At 35.7% G+C, this 19410-nt stretch carries 23 protein-coding genes; 3 read left to right on the top strand and 20 right to left on the bottom strand.

All coding sequences use genetic code 11. The features are described from left to right. Positions 1-15: 15 nt before the first annotated feature. From ACIQXI_RS05085 to ACIQXI_RS05075, 3 genes are all read right to left on the bottom strand, one after another. Positions 16-363, bottom strand: coding sequence for a DUF3147 family protein (locus ACIQXI_RS05085; protein ID WP_402922229.1), 348 nt, complete (start codon positions 361-363; stop codon positions 16-18). Next, on the bottom strand, positions 363-761 hold the full coding sequence (locus tag ACIQXI_RS05080; protein WP_402922227.1) for a MarR family winged helix-turn-helix transcriptional regulator: 399 nt from the start codon (positions 759-761) through the stop codon (positions 363-365). The genes ACIQXI_RS05085 and ACIQXI_RS05080 overlap by 1 nt, the downstream gene beginning before the upstream one ends. A 187-nt stretch (positions 762-948) precedes the next feature. Further along, entirely contained in the window at positions 949-1926 is a 978-nt protein-coding gene (locus ACIQXI_RS05075; protein ID WP_402922225.1) for an HD domain-containing protein, read from the bottom strand. A 264-nt stretch (positions 1927-2190) separates the two neighbouring features. Between ACIQXI_RS05075 and ACIQXI_RS05070 the strand changes: the two genes are divergently transcribed. Both ACIQXI_RS05070 and ACIQXI_RS05065 read left to right on the top strand, forming a co-directional pair. Beyond that, on the top strand, positions 2191-2841 hold the full coding sequence (locus ACIQXI_RS05070; RefSeq protein WP_402922223.1) for a FusB/FusC family EF-G-binding protein: 651 nt from the start codon (positions 2191-2193) through the stop codon (positions 2839-2841). 432 nt (positions 2842-3273) lie between these two features. Next, complete coding sequence (locus ACIQXI_RS05065) at positions 3274-3681, top strand: hypothetical protein (protein WP_402922221.1); 408 nt, start codon at positions 3274-3276, stop codon at positions 3679-3681. 767 nt (positions 3682-4448) lie between these two features. On the opposite strand, the gene ACIQXI_RS05060 is transcribed toward ACIQXI_RS05065, so the two are convergent. The 14 genes from ACIQXI_RS05060 to ACIQXI_RS04995 form a co-directional block, all read right to left on the bottom strand. Next, complete coding sequence (locus tag ACIQXI_RS05060) at positions 4449-5057, bottom strand: YpjP family protein (RefSeq protein ID WP_402922219.1); 609 nt, start codon at positions 5055-5057, stop codon at positions 4449-4451. A gap of 275 nt (positions 5058-5332) precedes the next feature. Continuing rightward, on the bottom strand, positions 5333-6181 hold the full coding sequence (locus tag ACIQXI_RS05055) for a nucleotidyl transferase AbiEii/AbiGii toxin family protein (protein ID WP_402922217.1): 849 nt from the start codon (positions 6179-6181) through the stop codon (positions 5333-5335). 579 nt (positions 6182-6760) lie between these two features. After that, on the bottom strand, positions 6761-7081 hold the full coding sequence (locus ACIQXI_RS05050; protein ID WP_402922215.1) for a CHY zinc finger protein: 321 nt from the start codon (positions 7079-7081) through the stop codon (positions 6761-6763). A gap of 1 nt (position 7082) precedes the next feature. Continuing rightward, complete coding sequence (locus ACIQXI_RS05045; protein WP_402922213.1) at positions 7083-7886, bottom strand: energy-coupling factor transporter transmembrane component T family protein; 804 nt, start codon at positions 7884-7886, stop codon at positions 7083-7085. Then, positions 7879-8733 (bottom strand): ATP-binding cassette domain-containing protein, encoded by an 855-nt coding sequence (locus ACIQXI_RS05040; protein ID WP_402922212.1) that lies wholly within the window; start codon positions 8731-8733, stop codon positions 7879-7881. Before ACIQXI_RS05040 ends, ACIQXI_RS05045 begins: the two co-directional genes overlap by 8 nt. Next, on the bottom strand, positions 8709-9518 hold the full coding sequence (locus ACIQXI_RS05035; RefSeq protein ID WP_402922210.1) for an energy-coupling factor transporter ATPase: 810 nt from the start codon (positions 9516-9518) through the stop codon (positions 8709-8711). Before ACIQXI_RS05035 ends, ACIQXI_RS05040 begins: the two co-directional genes overlap by 25 nt. Beyond that, positions 9519-10340 carry an SDR family NAD(P)-dependent oxidoreductase gene (locus tag ACIQXI_RS05030; protein WP_402922208.1) on the bottom strand — a complete coding sequence of 274 codons (822 nt, stop codon included), beginning with the start codon at positions 10338-10340 and terminating at the stop codon, positions 9519-9521. Continuing rightward, complete coding sequence (locus tag ACIQXI_RS05025) at positions 10337-10678, bottom strand: MaoC family dehydratase (protein ID WP_402922207.1); 342 nt, start codon at positions 10676-10678, stop codon at positions 10337-10339. The genes ACIQXI_RS05030 and ACIQXI_RS05025 overlap by 4 nt, the downstream gene beginning before the upstream one ends. Further along, complete coding sequence (locus ACIQXI_RS05020; RefSeq protein ID WP_402922205.1) at positions 10675-11052, bottom strand: FAS1-like dehydratase domain-containing protein; 378 nt, start codon at positions 11050-11052, stop codon at positions 10675-10677. The genes ACIQXI_RS05025 and ACIQXI_RS05020 overlap by 4 nt, the downstream gene beginning before the upstream one ends. After that, positions 11049-12200 (bottom strand): thiolase family protein, encoded by a 1152-nt coding sequence (locus ACIQXI_RS05015; RefSeq protein ID WP_402922203.1) that lies wholly within the window; start codon positions 12198-12200, stop codon positions 11049-11051. The genes ACIQXI_RS05020 and ACIQXI_RS05015 overlap by 4 nt, the downstream gene beginning before the upstream one ends. Then, a complete protein-coding gene (locus ACIQXI_RS05010; RefSeq protein ID WP_402922201.1) occupies positions 12197-13681 on the bottom strand; it encodes an AMP-binding protein in 1485 nt (494 codons plus the stop codon). The genes ACIQXI_RS05015 and ACIQXI_RS05010 overlap by 4 nt, the downstream gene beginning before the upstream one ends. 27 nt (positions 13682-13708) lie before the next feature. Then, the gene (locus ACIQXI_RS05005; protein ID WP_402922199.1) at positions 13709-14269 is read right to left on the bottom strand and encodes a biotin transporter BioY; all 561 of its coding nucleotides are present in this window, start codon (positions 14267-14269) and stop codon (positions 13709-13711) included. A 166-nt stretch (positions 14270-14435) separates the two neighbouring features. After that, positions 14436-15227 carry a class I SAM-dependent methyltransferase gene (locus tag ACIQXI_RS05000; RefSeq protein ID WP_402922197.1) on the bottom strand — a complete coding sequence of 264 codons (792 nt, stop codon included), beginning with the start codon at positions 15225-15227 and terminating at the stop codon, positions 14436-14438. Then, positions 15215-15646 carry a BrxA/BrxB family bacilliredoxin gene (locus ACIQXI_RS04995; protein WP_402922195.1) on the bottom strand — a complete coding sequence of 144 codons (432 nt, stop codon included), beginning with the start codon at positions 15644-15646 and terminating at the stop codon, positions 15215-15217. Before ACIQXI_RS04995 ends, ACIQXI_RS05000 begins: the two co-directional genes overlap by 13 nt. 348 nt (positions 15647-15994) lie before the next feature. Between ACIQXI_RS04995 and ACIQXI_RS04990 the strand changes: the two genes are divergently transcribed. Then, complete coding sequence (locus tag ACIQXI_RS04990) at positions 15995-16426, top strand: hypothetical protein (protein WP_402922193.1); 432 nt, start codon at positions 15995-15997, stop codon at positions 16424-16426. Between the two features lie 341 nt (positions 16427-16767). Here the strand turns inward: ACIQXI_RS04990 and ACIQXI_RS04985 are convergent, their stop codons facing one another. From ACIQXI_RS04985 to ACIQXI_RS04975, 3 genes are all read right to left on the bottom strand, one after another. Then, positions 16768-16929, bottom strand: a complete 162-nt coding sequence (locus ACIQXI_RS04985; RefSeq protein ID WP_402922191.1) for a phage holin family protein — start codon at positions 16927-16929, stop codon at positions 16768-16770. Between the two features lie 69 nt (positions 16930-16998). Next, complete coding sequence (locus ACIQXI_RS04980) at positions 16999-17721, bottom strand: SDR family NAD(P)-dependent oxidoreductase (protein WP_402922189.1); 723 nt, start codon at positions 17719-17721, stop codon at positions 16999-17001. A gap of 828 nt (positions 17722-18549) precedes the next feature. Next, on the bottom strand, positions 18550-18867 hold the full coding sequence (locus ACIQXI_RS04975) for a histidine kinase (protein WP_402922187.1): 318 nt from the start codon (positions 18865-18867) through the stop codon (positions 18550-18552). Between the last annotated feature and the right edge of the window lie 543 nt (positions 18868-19410).

Below are 19410 nucleotides of genomic sequence, written 5' to 3'. Positions count from 1 at the left end.
TTTAATACACCTACTTTAAATTGAAATATGAAATACACCAGCAATGGCTTTTTGAATACCTAAACAAATTGCCCATGATACAACGCCTAGCCCAATTGCTAAGACAATGTGGATAGATGATTTCATCGCAATATACATTACGAATAACATAACCATTGTTGCTGGAAGTCCAACGATAACACCAATCATAAAGCGCTGAATATGCTCATTAGGTTCGCTTTGGACCGTTAACCAAATAACACTTAAAATACTGACAAGTGGCAGAGCAGCAATTACCCCACCATATGTAGGAAATCTTCTTGCCACTTCAGTTACAAGTGCGATGAGGGCAGCCGAACTAATTATTTTTAGAAGTGTGTACATTATTTCGACACCTCACTTAATAATCGAAATGCATGCAACACTTCTTGTTGTTCTTTTTCGGATAATCGGACTAATGCTTGATTTAATTTTTCATCATCTAATTCCGTATTTTTCTTTAAAACAAGTTGTCCTTCAGTTGTCAAAAAGAGCTGTACTTTGCGTTGATCTTCAACTGCCCGTACTTTCTGTATCCAGCCATGGCGCTCAAGCTTTTTTATATGCTCTGAAGCTGTATTTTGAGAAATATTCAGTAACGCTGCAATATCACGCACAGTCACTTCATCTTCTTTTTTAATCATCTGTAAAATACGGACACTTTGATGGGAAATTACATCTTCATGTGTCGTATGGAGATGATAGAAAATATTTGTAAAATAATGATTGATTTCCTGAATCATAACTTATACTCCTTTAATATATCGTATTTACCGATTATATCGTATATCACGATATATTAAAAGTGTTTTGATTATGCAATCACCTAGTAACTAAAGAAACTAGCGGAATTGGAATGTTTTTGTTGTCGTAAATTTTTGTTAAATGTGTGTTACCAATGAATAACCCTTTTTACATAGTTTTTTTCACTTATTTAGTTTGTAAAACTTTTATATACATTCCTGTTGTTGAATAATCAAAAGCTTTATCTCCTATTTTTCTTACCCTATCTGAAACATGTGAGGCTTTCACAAGCTCCCCATCCATGTAAAGAAAAGGGTCTATTAAACGAACTTTATTTCTTCGGAAAATATCAAAATCATTTGCATCTACCTTTATATTAATATTTGGATGCAAATGATTTAAAAGTTCCAGCACTTCTTGATTATTTGATGATTTCAAAATGACAATTAGTTCATTATCTGTTTTCATAAAGTCATGTTGAGAAAGTATCTGATGTTCCAGTGATATTTTTAAAATTCGAGTCAAAACGTCATAAGCATAAATATTTAATGGGTCCATAAAAAAGCCAATAACTTCTTGATAATAGGTTTCAACAAACCATTCTGCACTTGTTATACTTTCCACATACATCTTTCCTTGATAAACTTTTAATTGTTGAAGAAATGATTCGATTTCTTCCATTGTAATAAAGCCATATGTAAACATATCACGCAATGTATAATCAACGCGATCGGCACATAATGCTGGTGCGTCTTGTTCAAGTAATGTCCATCTAGAAATATCAAATAAAATTTGTACATCATAATGATGTTTCCGAAGGATCGAAGGTATTTCTGAATTTATAATAACGTCTTGAAATAGTGTTTCATGATAATCTTCATTTTGATAATTTAACACAGCATCCACAACATGTGAAAAAGCCGTATGAGAAACATCATGTAATAATCCTGCAATCTGTTCTTCTATTGAACCACCTAATTTTCTTATTAGTAACATTACACCAAGTGAATGATCAAAACGCGTTACATCCCAGTCATTATTCACCAAATAGCTAGCTCCCCCTTGATGGATGCCTTTCAATCTTTGTATGGGCTTACTTGAAATCAACTCTGCTAACACACTTTCAACTTCAAATTGACCATATATTTTATCTGTAATAATCATAGTGTTCCCCCTTACTAGCAATTATTTTTTCGCTTTATTGACATTTTTTCTTTTCTTCTACTGCTCTTTCTTTATTTTATTCCCTTAAAATGTTAAGATAATTATAACTCTCTTTACAAGGAGGAATCGAAATGGACGCATTCTTTTGTAATGCCTGCTCTAGACCCGCCTTTACACAGGTCGAAGAGGTCTAGGTTAACACCACATATGGATGATCTCTTTAGGCCACAACAACAAAAGCCTAATTTACAGGAGTGAATTCACATGGAAAATCAAGCAATTCAGCCGTTTTTAACGGTTGCCAACTATCATTTACTTGAACAGCAAATGAATAAAATTTTACAAACACTCGCAACTTCAATAGATAAAAACGTCATTTTAACAGTACGCGGACTTGCACAAACAGAAATAACTGAAAAAATTGCCATGACACCTGCGCAAGCTCAGCTAATTGAGCCCATTTTATCTGTCTCAGAGCGTGGAACAGGTGAAGCCTACCTACAACAAATAATGTCGTATGTTATTCCCTTCAAGCCACTTACAGCAAGCACCATTAAAAGCTTATTCAAAAAAGAAAAAAAGTTAAAGTTGCCGAATCTAGAACAATTCAATTTTCAGCAAATTTGCTATTTGGCATGGGATGATCATGGTACACATCGCAAATATGTCATTATCGAACAAGATGACAAACTGAAAGCATTTAAAGGTATTTTCTCTAATAATACCATTCGCGGAATATGCGCCATCTGTAATCGCCACGCTGATGTAGGACTATTTACAACGTCCATCAAAGGGAAGGTTGTGGGCACCTATACAAATCATAGTAATTACATTTGTGCAGATAGCCAGACGTGTAATCAACATGTAACAGATATGGATAAAACAATCGCATTTTTCGAGCGCGTTACTGAATAATAAAGCAGCCTTCTCCAATTGGGGAAGGCTTTTTTATGTAAGAGCAAAGCTGAACCATAAAAAAACTATCCTTTACAGCTAATGCTGATTAACTTAGAAGATAGTTTGCCTTTAATTTAATAGGATTTATCGGCCTTAATAATGATAAAGCATGATTAAGAAGACGAACATAAGAACTAAGATCAAATCGAGTAAATCGCTGTTGACGTGTATCTTCCCCGCTATACCTCGTCCAACCGTAAATAGTTACCATTCGAGATATTTTCTTAACCCCCAAGAGCTTTCATAACATATAATAGGTGAAATAATAGACGGTGTTAATTATTCAGATAGTAAAGCTTTTGTTACAATTTTGCGAATTATATTTTATTTTTCACTTTCCTTTTTTATAATATTTAGTGAATTAAGAATAATATAAGGAGGATTTTACAAATGAGAAAATTATTTTTTGTGTTGACTTGTTTGGTTCTTTTATTCTTTTTCACGGGAAATATGGGTTTAACTACACCAACTGTATCTGCAGCTGAACAGACTGATGATTATGGACTTACAATTGTAAATGAAAGTAAGATGCAATTAGAGATATTAAACGAGGAAGTAACAATTGTAAACGATGAAGATGGAAATATATTTGTAAAAAAAGGAGATTATATAGAAGTATTACCAACACAAGCTTTAGATAGTAAGGGTAATGAGATTAATTTAATTTACAAATCAGTTGGTAATGGGCTGATTATCGAATTACATAACAATGAACAACCGACTCTCGGAACTACACTTGCTCGTTCTAAATGGAAATGTACTTTAGGAGTTCTTGGTGGTTATTATTCCGGGCAATAACTGGTTTAGGGGTTGGACTTGGTGCAGGAACTGCATTCCCTGTTATTGGACATGCAGTGGGTGCTGTCGGGGGAACTATTATTGGTGAGTAGGTGGCACTATGTTAGGTGCAGCTTCTAATTGTTTTGATTAGTTAAATAGGAGATTTTGTATGTTTAATTTAGACCATGTTTTTAGTTGGCCAATGATCTTTGCTTTTTTTGTGATTTTGCATTTGTGGATTTTTTTACAGCTAGCATTAGAAGTAAATTTACTTTGGGTTTTTTTGAACCCTATTAATTTTGGTTTAATATTTAATATAGTGTTTGGCATAACCTATCAGTTCAAAACTAAAAAAAGAATATGATTATAAAATTCTAAATTTCAGCTTGTTGCCAAAATACCTCGAAAGTTCTTTTCTATCGAGGTGTTTTTTGTTTTCGTATTAGAAAGCACTATAATACTAACCTCAGCATTGTACATCCATATCCACTGGGAATCCACTTTAACGATAGCGCTTGTTTTGGTAACGTCGCTTTAATAAAGTCATTGCCATTCCCCAAGCAGCCTATTCTCATAATATCCATGCTTTTCTAAGTTATTGATTTGCAATAAGCAATACTCTATATCTCCCTTTCAATGCTAGAAAATCCAATAAAGTACATAAAGGAAATCAAAAACTTCAAAGCTGAGTTACAAAAATAATTTCTCACTTTTCACTACAAACCTTGAAATATCAGCATTTCCACAAAAAAACACTCGTATGCTATACGAGTGTTTCGGAAATACTATGATAACCATTTCGGTGGTGTGTTTTTTTCCCAGTAAATATCGCCGAGATTATTATGTGCCATAAAATCGTCTTCGGCACTGTGGTAGTGGAAATTATAGTAGTAGCCTTCTTGTGGACGTTTTTCCGTACGAACATGGAAACGTATTAAATCTTGGCCTGTGTTGTTATTAACGATATTAAAAATTTTCTCTCCGTAGTTGCCGCTTGGCTTTTCTGTAATAGTAAGATTTGCTAGTGAGCCATCTTCTACGCTCGCTACGGTCATTGCGATTGCTTCCTCCATTTTAGGGAAGATAATGGAATCAAATTCATCGCTAATTTTAGGACCAATTTTTGTTCCAAATTTCATATAGGACTGTTCTTTTGCTGCGTCAACTAGGAGTGCGCCATAGTCGATGGCTTCATGTTGTATTGCGGTCGCTTCTTGTGTAATTGCTTCTGGTTCAGCTGCTAGTGCAGTGCTTGTCCCAGGTGAAGGACCAATTGAGGCACGGTTCGATGGATTTTGATCGAATGCATCCCAAATTTCATGTGTTGGCGTAATTAATCCAAATGTTAAAAACGCAACCATAATAACGATACTTTTTTGAACCCACTTTTTCATTAATTAACACCTTCTCTTTTATGTACAAATTGGTAATTCTACTTATAATATAATACGTCCCAACCAATAAAAGGTTTCATAATTCTATATTTCATTGTACAATAATTTATGAATAATGTGTCGTTTTTTAAAAGGAGGTACAAAATATGTCAATCTTAATGGGTATTGGTCTTTTATTAATGTTAGGTTATTTAACTTCTTTATGTTTCACGAACTAATTCATATTTCTTAAAAAAATCCGCGACTTGCTTAGAGCTCGCGGATTTTTCATTTTATTATCGCCAATCACAAAGTTTATAATCCCAATTTTTAAAAAATTCACCTTCTACGACTAGTTCTGCAAATATTGGCTTTAACAATCGCTGGACAACCTCCTGTACTTTATCAAAAGGTACATCCGTTAAGAGTTGCCCTCCTTTCTTAGAAAACATGACCGGGTATTTTTCAATTGTCGTTTTTTGTCGGTCAAATGTGTCGAAAATGGCCTCTTGTAAAACACGACCTTCAAAATTTTGTGTCGTTGCTAATAAATAAATATCATAATAGTCGTTTATCGATTGTTCTAATGCTGGATATTGATATATTGTGTTAAATTTATGTGCAATGATAAGCTCTATTGGATACGCTAATTGCTCCATTGTTGCATTACCAAGGTATGTCGGCAGGACAATCTTTTTTGGCGACATTGGAATCGTATTAAAAAGGCATATTGTTATTTCTATGTATGTTGTGATGGATGCTATTTGTGCAGGGATTCGTATATAAACTTCTTCATCGCTAGAGGAAAGTTCTATTTCTTCACTCATAAAATGAATGCCATCTTCTGCTACTTTAGCCGTACTTATTTCTTGAAAAGCATGTTTAATAATGCTGTCTTTATTGGCCATTTTTTTTGCGCACAAAGTCATTCTTGCCGTGGACTTTGCAATATCCTTCGCTAATAGACCTACTAAAAAATCACCATACAGCAAATACTGATCTTCATAGGAAGAAGCAGCCAATCGAACTAATAATCTTTCTTGGGCATAGCTAGTTACTAATACATCCAAGCTTACTTGTTGTTTCTTAGCTACATCTGTTAATTGATCCAATACGCTGATTGGTCGCGTTTGTACATGTTTCATATGCCACCCTCACCTCAATCATTTTTCAGAATTTTTAAATCAAATTATCATCTATTTGATTTTTGAAAAAACTCTTAAATTAATTATTACTTATTTTCCCACAATAGTAAACGGTAATATAATCCATGATAGATTGTCGTTTTATGTCGTATTTTAGGAGGTTTTGCATAAAAAATACACCTTGCTATTGTTTGTAAGCAGGTGTAATAATGGCGTAAAAATTAGACAAGGGGTAGTCTCGCTTTTGCGAAACTACCCCTTTAGTATTTAATAGGTAACATTTCTGTAAATTGTAAAGTCTCAACCCAATCATCTGGGGAATATTATTTCGAAACATCTTCGTTTCATCACCGCGGTAAAATTCCACTGTGTGCTTTCTAACTTAAGCAACGCAAACCCAACCTTCTTTTGCGTCCTTGCAGCCCCAAAGCATGCGCCAGTGTGAATAAGTATCCTAAAAAACAAAAAGCAGAATGCCAGATTACTGAAAATTGCTACCCAAAATAGCACGTTTATTAATATAACATATTATTTTCAATATGTAAACCCTTTTTTTATCAAACACCTTCTAAAACGCAATTAATCAGTTTGCAGCTCAAAATATATCGGATAATGGTTTTTGCATCTGTCATTAAAGACTGCATGACATTTTGGACAAGATGGAGACTGCATATAAGTATGAATTGTCAATTCCTCTTTACAATGTCCACAAAGTATTGCCTTTATTTGAAACTGTGATGGCTGCCAACGCTTTATAGCATGCTTCGCATGTTCTTCATGGCATTTATAGCAAGGATAATAGCGCTCGCAGCATGCAAATTTTATTGCAATAATATCTTTTTCCGTATGGTAATGGACACATCTTGTCTCATTATCAATAATCGCGCCAAAAATTTTCATGTTAAAAGCCACTCCATTTAATAAAAATTAATAATAATATAAACAAAATTGTTCCACACATAGCCATCCAATCTTTTTGCCGATATTGTAATTCCATATAACTCGTGCGATTTTTGCCATTACCATAGCCTCTGGCATCTATCGCGTCACTTAAATGGTCTGCTCTTTTAATAGTAGTAAATAGTAACGGTATAATTATTGGTATATACGCAAATACACGCTTTATAAATGGTAATGATTGCATGTCAAATCCCCTTGATTTTTGAGCTAATATAATACGTTGCAACTCTTCTAAAACGGTTGGAATAAAGCGAATTGCTATTACAATCATTAATGAAAACTGTTCTATTGGCACGTGGAACTTTGCCAAAGGTTTTAGCAAGTTTTCTAAACCTTTTGCTAAAATAAGTGGCTTCGTAGTAAGCGTTAAAAGCGAAGCTAGCAAGACAAGTAATAAAATACGCCAAACAAAACGTATCCCCGCTTCAAGCCCTTCAACAGTTATAGTTATGAAGCCCATTGACCAAATAATATGCCCTTTTGTTAAAAACAAATGATAGAAAAATGTAAAAGATAAAATAAAAAACAAAGGCCGTAGCCCTTTGAAAATGTGAATAGCAGAAACTTTCGAAACAACGATAAGTGTGAATACAAAAATAGTAGCGACCACATAGCTCGTTACAGTATCCAACAATAAAAAACTTATCATTAGCATAAAAATACTGATAATTTTTATGCGCGGATCTAATTGATGAAAAACAGACTGCTTGTCGACATATTGTCCAATAATAATCGAACTACGCATCCAACTCCCTCCCAAACTGTAGATACGGCTTCACCGCAGTGAAAATCGTTTGCTCCTTACAGTTTGCTACCGCTATTTTCTCTCCTATTAATTGCTCCACAATGTTTAATAGTCGCAAATGGTCAGGTGTTTTTAGGCCCGCTGTTGATAATATATGGGACTGCTGTAAAAACAATTGGTTGGTATTTAAATGTCCTTGTAGTTCCCCACCTTGCATCACGATCACTTCATCTGCGTACTCAGCAACATCTTCCATTTGATGGGTAACAAACAATACTGTACATTTCGTTTCCAAATGCCATTCCTTTAGAAAATGGAGTATCGATAATTTACTGATAGGATCAAGCCCAGCTGTAGGTTCATCCAAAATTAACAGCTTTGGTTGCATTAATAATATGGATGCAATAGCAACACGCCGCTTTTGACCGCCACTTAGTTGAAAAGGGGCAAGTGTTAAAATCGTTTCGTCTAAACCTACTTTTGCAAGCATAGCGAATATACTAGCTTTTATGGCTTTTTCTGATTGCCCAAGTAGTTTTAAACCAAACGCAAGCTCTTTATAGACAGTCGTTTCAAAAAACTGATGCTCTGGATACTGAAAGACATAGCCAATGTCCTGCAAGGCTGGTGATTTCCCTTTCTCACTCACTTTCACGGGCTTATTATGTAGCCTATATTCCCCTTGGAAATCTACTAATCCTTTTAGTAGTTGAACAAACGTAGACTTTCCGGCTCCTGTTTTTCCAATGACCGCAATCCATTTACCATCTTCTATCGCACACGAAATATTATTTAATGCAATTTTTTCATTGTACTTTACTGTCACGTTTTTAAGCTGGTATCCCATAGTTGACGAAGCGCTCCTTCCCAATCCGCTGTAAATGACCATGCTTCATTCGCCAATCGATGAATTCTAACAGCTACTGGTTCCAATAAGGCATAATCTTTTAGAGAAACCGATTTAAAAAGGTCTATTGGCTGTCCATCAAAGCAAATTTGACCGTTATCCAGTAATAGTACACGATCGCTGTGCAATACTTCTTCCATATGATGCGTAATATGGATAATCGTCAGCCCTTGCTGAGAAAGACTATGCATAAGTGTTAACACTTGATCTCTCCCTAATGGATCTAACATTGATGTGGCCTCATCAAAAATAATGCATTGTGGGCGCATTGCTAATATGGCCGCAATCGCTACACGTTGTTTCTGACCACCCGATAATTCATGTGGCATACTATCCAAATAAAATTCCATGCCCACTGCTTTGCTCGCCCATTGAACTCGCTGCTCCATTTCTTCCTTCGGTACACGTATATTTTCAAGACCAAAAATGATTTCATCTCGAACGGTTGTTGTAATAAATTGATCTTCAGGATTTTGAAAAATAAAGCCTATTTGCTGTCGTATTTCAATTAAATCTGCACTATTAGCAGTCTTTAAATGATGAAAACGGACATCCCCTTTTTTTGGTAATAATAGACCATTCATTAATTTAGCAAGCGTGGATTTACCACAGCCATTTTTGCCAACAATGGACACAAATTCACCTGATTGAATTGTAAAGTGAATATCTTTTAAAATCGGGGCATCCTTTTGATGATAAAAATAAACATCCTCAAATACTAGCATTTAGTCACTTCCTTTTTGCTGTTTATACATAGCAAAAAATTGCTCGGGACTACTTGCAGAAAAGCTTTTTTGAGGTTTAACCCATTTCGTAACCGTTGTGCCATTTACACCAAAGATTTCACCTGTCATAGTTGGATCTTGCTGTGCAAGTAATGTACCGATAAAATAGGCAACATCTTCTGGTTGCCCCACTTTCCAAAAATCTGGAAACGATTCGTTTCGCTCCTCATATTTTTTTGTTATAAAATCTATAACAGGCTTTGTCATATCTGTTAATGCGGCAGGCGAAATGGCATTTACGCGGATATTAAATGGCTTCAACTCCTCCGCTAAAGTCCATGTCATTCCAAGTAAAGCTGCTTTTGCAGCACTATAATTAAGTTGGCCTTTAGAGCCCAATAGCCCTGCTGTTGAAGTCATGAGTAAAATATCGCCACCTTGTTTAAGTAAATGTGGAAGTACGTGCGAAATACTGTAAAAGGCACCGTGTAAATGAACATTAATGACATCTTGCCATTGCTCGGTCGTCATTTTTGTACATTTTTCGTCTCGAAGAATGCCAGCATTATGAATAAAAACATCCATTTGACCAAATGCTTCTATAATTACTTCCATCATTGCTGACACCGCATCCATATCCGAAATATCAGCACAATAACCAATTGCCTCATGACCTTCTGATTGGATTTGTTGAACAACCTCATCTATTAACAATTGGTTCGTGCCATTTACAACGACACTGTAGTGATTGTTCGCAAGATGAATAGCTATACTGCGACCAATCCCTCTAGTTGCACCCGAAATCAACACGACCTTTTTCATATTTCCAACTCCTTTACTTCAAAGTATCCTAATGCGATTTTGTCGTTATTCGACAAGATCATTACTTCTATCGTATTATGCTTTTCAACAAATCGAAAAGTCACTTCTTCATCTATTAGGAGTGGCTGTTGAAATCGCATAGAATAGCGGAAAATCCATTTCAATGGATTTTCTTTTATATACAATGATTGAGCAAGCCCCATTAAATACATGCCATGAACAATTGGTCTTTCAAAGCCCGCTTGCTTTGCTGCCTCCGTACTGACGTGAATCGCTGCATGATCTTGTGATACATGTGCATAGTTTAAGACTTGTTCTGCTGTAATGGTTTTTTTCATGTAACAGCACCTACTTGAATCAATACAGTTTCTAGTTGTACAATTTCTATACCTTGTTGTAAGCAGTTTAATGTATAAGTAAACAAAGTCATCATGCCAGCTTTTCCTTGCTTATGAACTGTATGACTTAACTCTAATTCACAATCTAATACCATACCTTCAAAAATTGGCGAATGATACGTAAATTGTTGGGAACCATGAAAAAGCGGTGTTTGATTATTTAGCATGAAGCCTTCAAATTGTTGCCAAAAGATAATTGGCATGGTCACAGGGGCAATTAGTTTATTTTGTACGTATTGCAATGGGGCTTCTATACTTTTTGCATAGTTCTGAATCCACTCAGTCGTTACAATGATTTTCTTAGTAGCAATCATTGGACCGCCTCCACAAGTGTTGCAAGCCCCATACCCCCACCAATCCCTAAAGTAGCAAGGCCTCTTTTATATGGTTGATGTTTCATTTCATAAAATAAGCGCGTCATTAAAATAGCACCTGATGCGCCGTACGGATGACCAATGGCAATCGCGCCACCTGCCCGATTGACTTTGTCCTCAGGAATTTGCAGGGCTTGAAGTGAAGCTAACACTTGGGATGCAAACGCTTCATTAAATTCCACAATATCAATATCTTGAATGGTTAGTTGCTGTTTAGATAATAATTTTTCTACAGCCGGTACTGGTCCAATTCCCAAGTAATTAGGATCTACTCCTACAGCTTGTGTATCAACAATTCGTAAAATGGGCTGTAAATTTAAAGCACGACATTTATCTAATGACATGACTAAAACAAGCGCAGCTCCATCATTAATCGGACAAGCATTCCCTGCCGTAACAGTACCATCTTCTAAAAATACAGAATTTAGCGATTGCAGCTTTTCCATACTAGTATTTTCTCTTGGACATTCATCTGTAGTCACCCATTTATTATTTACTTGTAGCGGAACTATTTCATCGGTAAAACGATTGGTTTTCATTGCGTAAATTGCTTTTTGGTGACTTTTATAGGCATAACAATCTTGTGCTTCACGTGAAACCGAATAGGCCTTCGCGACATTTTCAGCCGCAATTCCCATGTCTGGATCGCCGTACCGTTGAGGCGTGAACGGAGCACGAGCATAAAATTCGGGCATAGCCATTAATGAGTGTGGCTTGGTCATTTTCCAAGGTGCTCGACTTGTACTTTCTACACCACCGGCTAAATAAACGTCTCCCGCTCCACTTTGCACAAATCTTGCTGCCATATTAATCGCTTCTAATCCAGAGCCACATTGACGATCAATTGTTACACCTGGAATTGATAGTGGCAATTCTGCCTCTAAAGCTGCTAGTCTTGCCAAATTACCACCTGGACCAACAACATTTCCTACAATAACATCATCGATACAATCACTTGGCAACGCTGTTTCTTTAATAATATGTTGTATTAATGGTGCAACTAGATGCTCCGGTTCTAGTGTTGCAAGTTGACCACCCATCCTGCCAATTGGTGTGCGTTTTGCCATGACAATCACTGCTTCTCTCACGTTAATGCCTCCATTACCCAATCTTTCATTGCCTTACGAGCTATCTTTCCGCTACTTGTATAAATGAAATTTTGTACCGTCACTAATTGTTTAGGCAACTTAAAACTAGCTAAAAATTGTGCGCCAAAATGCTGAAGTTCTTCTATGGACAGCGACCGGCTATCATGCCATTTTATACAAGCAACAAGTCTCTCCCCCCAGTAATCATCTGGTACACCTACAATTATCATGTCATCAACAGCAACATGTCGTTTAAGTACTGTTTCCACTTCCTCAGGATAAACATTTAAGCCACCTGTTATCAGCATATTATTGGCACGCCCCACTAAATGTAATGCGCCTGTATCATCCTGCATCATATAATCGCCCGTTTTTAACCAGCCTTCGTGAAATACAGCATTTGTTTCTTCAGGCAATTGAAAATAACGACTAAACATCATCTCGCTACGTACATATAGTAAACCGATTTCTCCCTTTGACACTTCACATTGCTGTGCATCTCGAATGGAAATAGCTACTCCCGGAAAAGGTTGTCCAACTATATGTTCTTGTATGGTTTGTTGAACATCTAAATAACTAATATAGCTAGCTTCGGAAGAGCCATAAAATTCATATAATTTCGTTGCCCCAAAGAGCTTTTTGGCTCGTGCTTTCGATTGTTCAGACCATTTAGCTCCAGAAGAAATGATGGCTTGGGCATATATATCCTCCACCCCTTCTAGATTAAGCAACTTTTCAATCATTGTCGGCACTAGAAATAAAATTAAATTCGGTACTTGGCGACAATACTTGACTACTTTTTCTTCATCGAAAGTGGTCATCATATAATACGTCCCACCAAAATATAAGCTTTGCATAAGCGCAAAGAGGGATAGTGACTGCACGAAAGGACCTGGCGCTAGGACATTATTTAAATTCTTTAGATGAAATGCTTCTTTGGTCGCAATAAAGCTTTTTAGCCAAGAATCATGTGTTCGTTCGTATCCTTTTGGCGTACCAGTTGTCCCTGAAGTAAAGCCTATAAATATCGGGTCTTTCGCTTTGTTACCAGAATCTTCAGTAATTAAAGTTGATAACCATTTATCGTAAGAAGCATCATGCCTTTTGGAAAAAACATACTTTTCAATCTGCTCGAAGGGATACTTTTGCAAGTATTCTTCATGCATGTCCTCAAAGAAAATCATCTTCGGTTGCGCTAATTTTAATACTTTGTCAATCTCATATTGACTCCATTTAGGATCAAATAATATAGGTACACAGCCTGCATAAATAATCCCTAAAAAAACTTCCACAAATTCAATGCGATTATTGGATAAAATCGCAATTTTTTCGTCTTCAAGTCCTTTCAATTGAATACCTTTTGCAATTTTTTTCATTGCCTCAATTAATTGATGGTATGTAAGTACGCGTTCCTCATGCACTAGCGCAATTTCATTTGGCTGACGAACTGCATGTTCTATAATGGGCTCGATGATGTTCATATCCTCACTCACCTTTTGAAAACACTCTTATTCTATTTCTTTATTAAACTTTTGTTCAATTGGGCTCACCATTTTTAATTGAAGCACAATGATCGCCGCAATGATCGCCTTGATACAATCTCCTGGTAAATACACTAATGCGCCCACTAAACCTGCCCAAATCGATGTTTGTGTAATTAATGCCATTACTGGTGCCCCTATTAAACTAACAAGGATAACACCGAATAAAAAATTAATAACTAGTAATTTCCAAACCTTTAAACCTGACCATACTTTCTCTGTTGCTAAACCAATTAAGAATGCTGCTATTGGCCAACTAAATATATAACCAGCTGATGGTCCAACTAATACAGAAAATCCTCCACGGCCACCAGATAATAACGGTAATCCTAAAGCAACTAAAACAATAAATAACACGAGACTAATAGTCCCTGTTTTCTTTCCTAAAAATCCCCCTGCTAACATCACACCTAATGTTTGAGCGGTAATCGGTACAGGAATAAAACCAACAGAAATTGGTGGAATCAGCCCTAATACTGCAATTAATGCCGCAAAAAGTGCCGCATAAACCATTTCTTTTGTAGTCATAAAAAAACCTCACTTAATAAATTTTGATGCACAAAACCGGCTTTGTTGCATGTGAAATTATAATAGCGCTAAAAAACCTTTGTGTAAACTATTTTTATATAAAAAGTTAACACAAATCACAAAAAAGAACAGACATATAAACATGTCTGCTCTTGAAGTTTGTTATTTAAGACTTCTCAATCACACCATAATGGAATTTCGAAGTTAAGCGCGTTAATCTTGAAAATTGATATTTCTCAAAACACGTTGATCGGTAGTGGGCCTTTAACACGACGCGCTTTTTGGCAACCCGTTTTGCTTCTGTTACCCATTCATCTGTTAAAGTGACATGTGCCCCCGCTGAACGAAGTGCCTGGAAATTATTCGATTCCTCAATTATTTCCTCAAACATCGGATCCATATAAACGACATCAAATACATTGTCTGGCAGTCGCTTTAAATAGTGAACGGCTTCTGTTTGGACTACTTCAATTTGACGCATGCATGCCGTTAACGGAAGTTCAGAAGTATCATAGTTGTCCATACCGTGGGCCACAATAAATGCCACATTAGGATCAGCCTCCAACCCTACTACGCGGCCCAATTCTCCTACAATAAAAGCTGCTAGCATCGCGTCTGCGCCTAAGCCTAGCGTACAATCTAATAGTGTATCATTTTTTTCTAGTTGTACCGCTTGCAAAAATGGCTCTGCTTCACCGCGTGCTACACGCTTCAAGCGAAATGCCGCTGAATTTGGATGAAAGAAAAAAGGCTCATCGGCGCCAAGTGCATAATATTCATAGCGATTTTTCCCCGCAACAATAACGTTTGCCTGTTTTTCCTCAGAAATTTTTCGAATTGAACGTTTTTTCCGAGGCACAAATGGAACACCTAATGTCACGCAAACAGAATCAGCGAGCGCCATCGACAAGTCGTCTGGTCTGCCCGCTGTAGTCACAATCGTTTTTACTTCTCGCATGTCTGCTCTAAAACACCCGTTAAATGCGCGGTAATTTGCTCCACTGGGAAACCTTCAATTTGTTCGCGTGGAATAAAATACGCCAATTCGCCATCTTTTAAAATGGCCATTGATGGTGAACTTGGTGGCACATCCTCAAAAAAACCGCGCATCGCAGCAGTTGCTTCAGGATCCTGTCCCGCAAATACCGTTACCAAATTATCTGGCTTCACCACAGCTACCGCTTCACGAGCCGCCGGACGAGCAAGCCCCGCCGCACAACCACAAACTGAATTAATGACCACTAACGATGTCCCTTTTGCTTGTGCCATAAATTCATTGACAGCATCCGCCGTTGTCAATTCACTAAATCCAGCCTCCACCAATTCTTCACGCATCGGTTTCACTACCTGTTTCATATATTCGTCGTAAGCGTTCATGCTTTTACCCTCTTTCATATGTAATCACAAAGCCCATTATAGCAAGGTTTCTTACGAATGTACAAAAACTTGTTTTCGCCGAAAATCACATGTTTTCGGGAGAAATGTGACTTTTTCGTGACTTTCGTGACTTATTTTGTGTAACGAAGTGGGGTTGGCTGGGGTTTGTTTTACACCTGAAAATTGGGACAAAACAGTAACGATGTGTATACATAATCTTTTTTTCGCTCGAATTAGTTAACGTAAGGATTTTAATGGAAAGGTACTATTTTCAACTAACGGAGCAGGTTAATTATTTTAGATTATGGTAATATTTTTGTTAAATAACAGAAAAAGTGAGTGTTTTATTTGGACATAAGATATGATTCATCATACATCTATATCGAAAATATTAAAGATGAGGCTATGATTCTCAATAAATTTTGTAAAGATAAAGGAAATAAACTTGTTTTTTTAGAACTATATTCTGAAGAAGATGTAGCCGCTTTATTTATTAATAACTATCGTTTTAAAATCTTGGATAATGCCGTCGTGTATAAAGAACAGGAAAATAAAATATCAATATTACATAGTTCAGCTACAACTATGGATATTAGAAAAACATTAAAGTTATTTCCGTGGGATTTCTCAGCTATTGTATTGCAAAAAAACACACCAATAAGAATTAAATACCATATAAGAGGTTATGAGTCTGACAATGGGGTTGGCATAAGAATTAAAGAGTTTAAAAACGGTTCTTTTATTAAAGAGATACTTCCGCTATTAACTCAGACCAAATAAAAGTCAGGGGAAGGGCATAACATTAATTATTTTCTCCTTATTCAACTAACTGGTGGCTTTAGTTAAATTTTGATGCACGAAATATCAAAACAAGTTGTACAAAAAAGGTACTGCCATTGCAGTACCTTTTTTATGCTAATTAATTGTCTTTTTAACCAGCGATTTTGCTTTTTGTACTTCAAAACAGAACCCGTTACACGAAACATTGATTTTTAGAAGTTATTATGTAAACTCTATGAGTCACTAATTAACTATGAATTTTTAAATAGAATAGGATTTTTCATAAAACACTATTGTTATATTGTCGTTTATTTTCTTTGTTTCACCTGTTTTTTTATAGCCTAACTTTTCATACAGGTAGCATAATCAATCGCCATAAAGATAGTGAGTGCTTTGATTAAATGGTCAATCCCACCAACAAAATAAGCGACTCCTGCCATGGAGCCGCCTACAAGTGATGTATATAATGTGTCAGTTTTCATTGCACATCTTCCTTTTTGCATAATAAAAGCCCTCCACAAATGATTGTAGAAGGCTTAAAATCTATTGTAATTTTACTTGTTTTGAAACGATCAAGCATTTAAGTCTGTTATTGAAGGGATAATAATTTCCTTAACACATGAAACTGGTGATAAATTAATCACACATTGCACAATAGATACAATATCTTGTACAGGTATACGTGTACCTTCATAGAGATCAATTGCCTTTTCTGCACCTTCTTCATAAGGGACTTCTGCTGCTAGTTCCCCTGGATTAATACAAGTGACAGGAATTTTGTCTCCCCTCAAATGTTCACGTAGAGCATTTGTAATGCCCCGTAAGCCGAATTTAGATGCAACAAATGAAACCTGTGAACTGTTTGTATGTTCTAAGCCTGCCGTTGAACCAATTAAAATGACTTTTCCATTTTTAGCTTGTCTTAAGTTTGGGAGAAGCGCTTGAATATACGTAATAGTAGAAGTTAGATTTATATTGATTAAGTTCGAAATATCTTCTATTTCATCCTTATCAAATGTATAGTCATCCTCGAAACCATGCTTTTCCCATACGCCAACATTATATATTAATACATCTATTGCAATGCCTTTTAAGGTTTCCTTTAAAGAAGAGATTTGTTGTTGATTTGATAAATCTATGGAGAGCCAATTGCGATTTACACCATCATTAATATCCAAACTTTCTGGTCTTGTTCTTGACACCATCCATACTGTATCTCCCGCTAAGGGTAGACCTTTTACAAAGGCGTCGCCAAGCCCTTGACTTGCACCAAAAATAATAAAGTCTTTACTCATCCAACCATCCCCTCCAATAACTATCTTTAAATTATTTAAGATAGAAACAACATAACAGTTAAACCTATTATATTTACAATATTATTATTTCACTTTATTCTTTTGACTGAAATCCATAAATTTTACTATCAAATTCTTGTTCTAGTTTGCTATAACCACTTGACATAGATTCGATGATTTTGGTATTTGATTACGCTTTTCAGGTCTTGCTAGCACATAGGTATACCAGATAGCTAGTAGTTCACTATGCTCATTAAACATTTTGTTTTCCTCCTTTCAAACCATTGGCTATCTACGTTGAAAGCTCCATAAACGCCTTTTCTTGCTCTGCTCAAATTGTGCCTTTAACTCACGTAACTGTTTCGTCTTCTCCGATTCCGGTGGATAACGATTTGTAATTTCCTCTTCTAGCATCTATGGAGGAGTTTTCGTTTCATACGTTTTTATCGCTTCCGTTACACGCATATCAGCAAATGAATGCAACCATTTCTTCCTCTCATCATTGGCTCTTAGAAATGCTTAAACCGTTTCAAGTGTCAAAGTAGTCCCTTTTCCGTTTCCAGCATCTCCTTGTGGTGGATGCTTCCCTGAAGATTTCCTTCCCCACCATCAGCAAACATTTAAATATGTAAAGTTAGATAGGTTTAATGGATTGATCTTCATGATGTCCTCCTTGCCCAATAGTATTTATCCCTAAACTGTTCCATAGTAGTTTTTCCCGTACTTTATAGCGTCTGCGAGAAGAAAGACAAAACAAAAAGCCACTCAGGATGAATGGCTTTTTAAATATTTATAAAGTTTAATTAAAATAACGCTTCAAGTATTAATTTATTTGTTTTCATTATGGATATCTGTATTGTCACTTATATAATATAATGAAAAATCATTATTAGATAAATCAACTTCAAAGTAATAATGTTTATCTGATTTTTTATCTACTACAACCATATCAAACAAACCCATTCCTATTCTATAGTTAATTTCTACAGAATCTAAGTTTTCCTTTTTTACTCCATAGTTCGTTTCTATATAGTTTTCAGCATAAAAATAGGCAACAGCTTTTCGAGACTGTAGGTTAAAATATTGATAGCTAACAAAAATAACTAGTAAACAAAATATTAAATTAAATAAAACTAACTTTTTCATTTCCCTCCCCCTAATTATCATCATATTTTTAGTAAACTATTAATATTCGATTTTAGCAATTATTATGATAGATATTAATCGTTAAGCTTACTAATCACAGAATGAGTTGCATAATTTATATTAAGTACGTAACTATCAGGCCCTAATGTTTAAACTCTCAATATAACTCAATCCAGGTGTCCAATGGTAATCATAGTCATAGTCTACATTTGACTCGAAAAGAGTAAAGTACTCATCAAATTTCACAGCTATTGAGCTACTATTATCTATTTCAGTCTTATAAGAAGAAAAGTTATTAAAACTACTTATTACAGCTACATACGCACTTGCTATAACTTCATTTTCTAGACCAGAACGTACACCATTTACAGACATACCAAATGTACTACTGCCACGATACTATCCTTTAAATTTGACTCCTTAATATTGAGGTGTCAAATTTTTCATCTATCAGTGTTTTAAAGTAGAAGTGAAGTGATTCTTTATCGAAGATTTTTTACAGAAATTATCCCCTAAGTGCTATAATAAAAAGCCACTCAGAAT

Origin of the sequence: Lysinibacillus sp. NPDC097195 (assembly GCF_044762075.1) — a bacterium.
Taxonomy (GTDB): Bacteria; Bacillota; Bacilli; order Bacillales_A; family Planococcaceae; genus Lysinibacillus.
The sequence above is the reverse complement of the archived record's forward strand: the minus strand, read 5'-3'. Positions and strand labels throughout refer to the sequence as shown.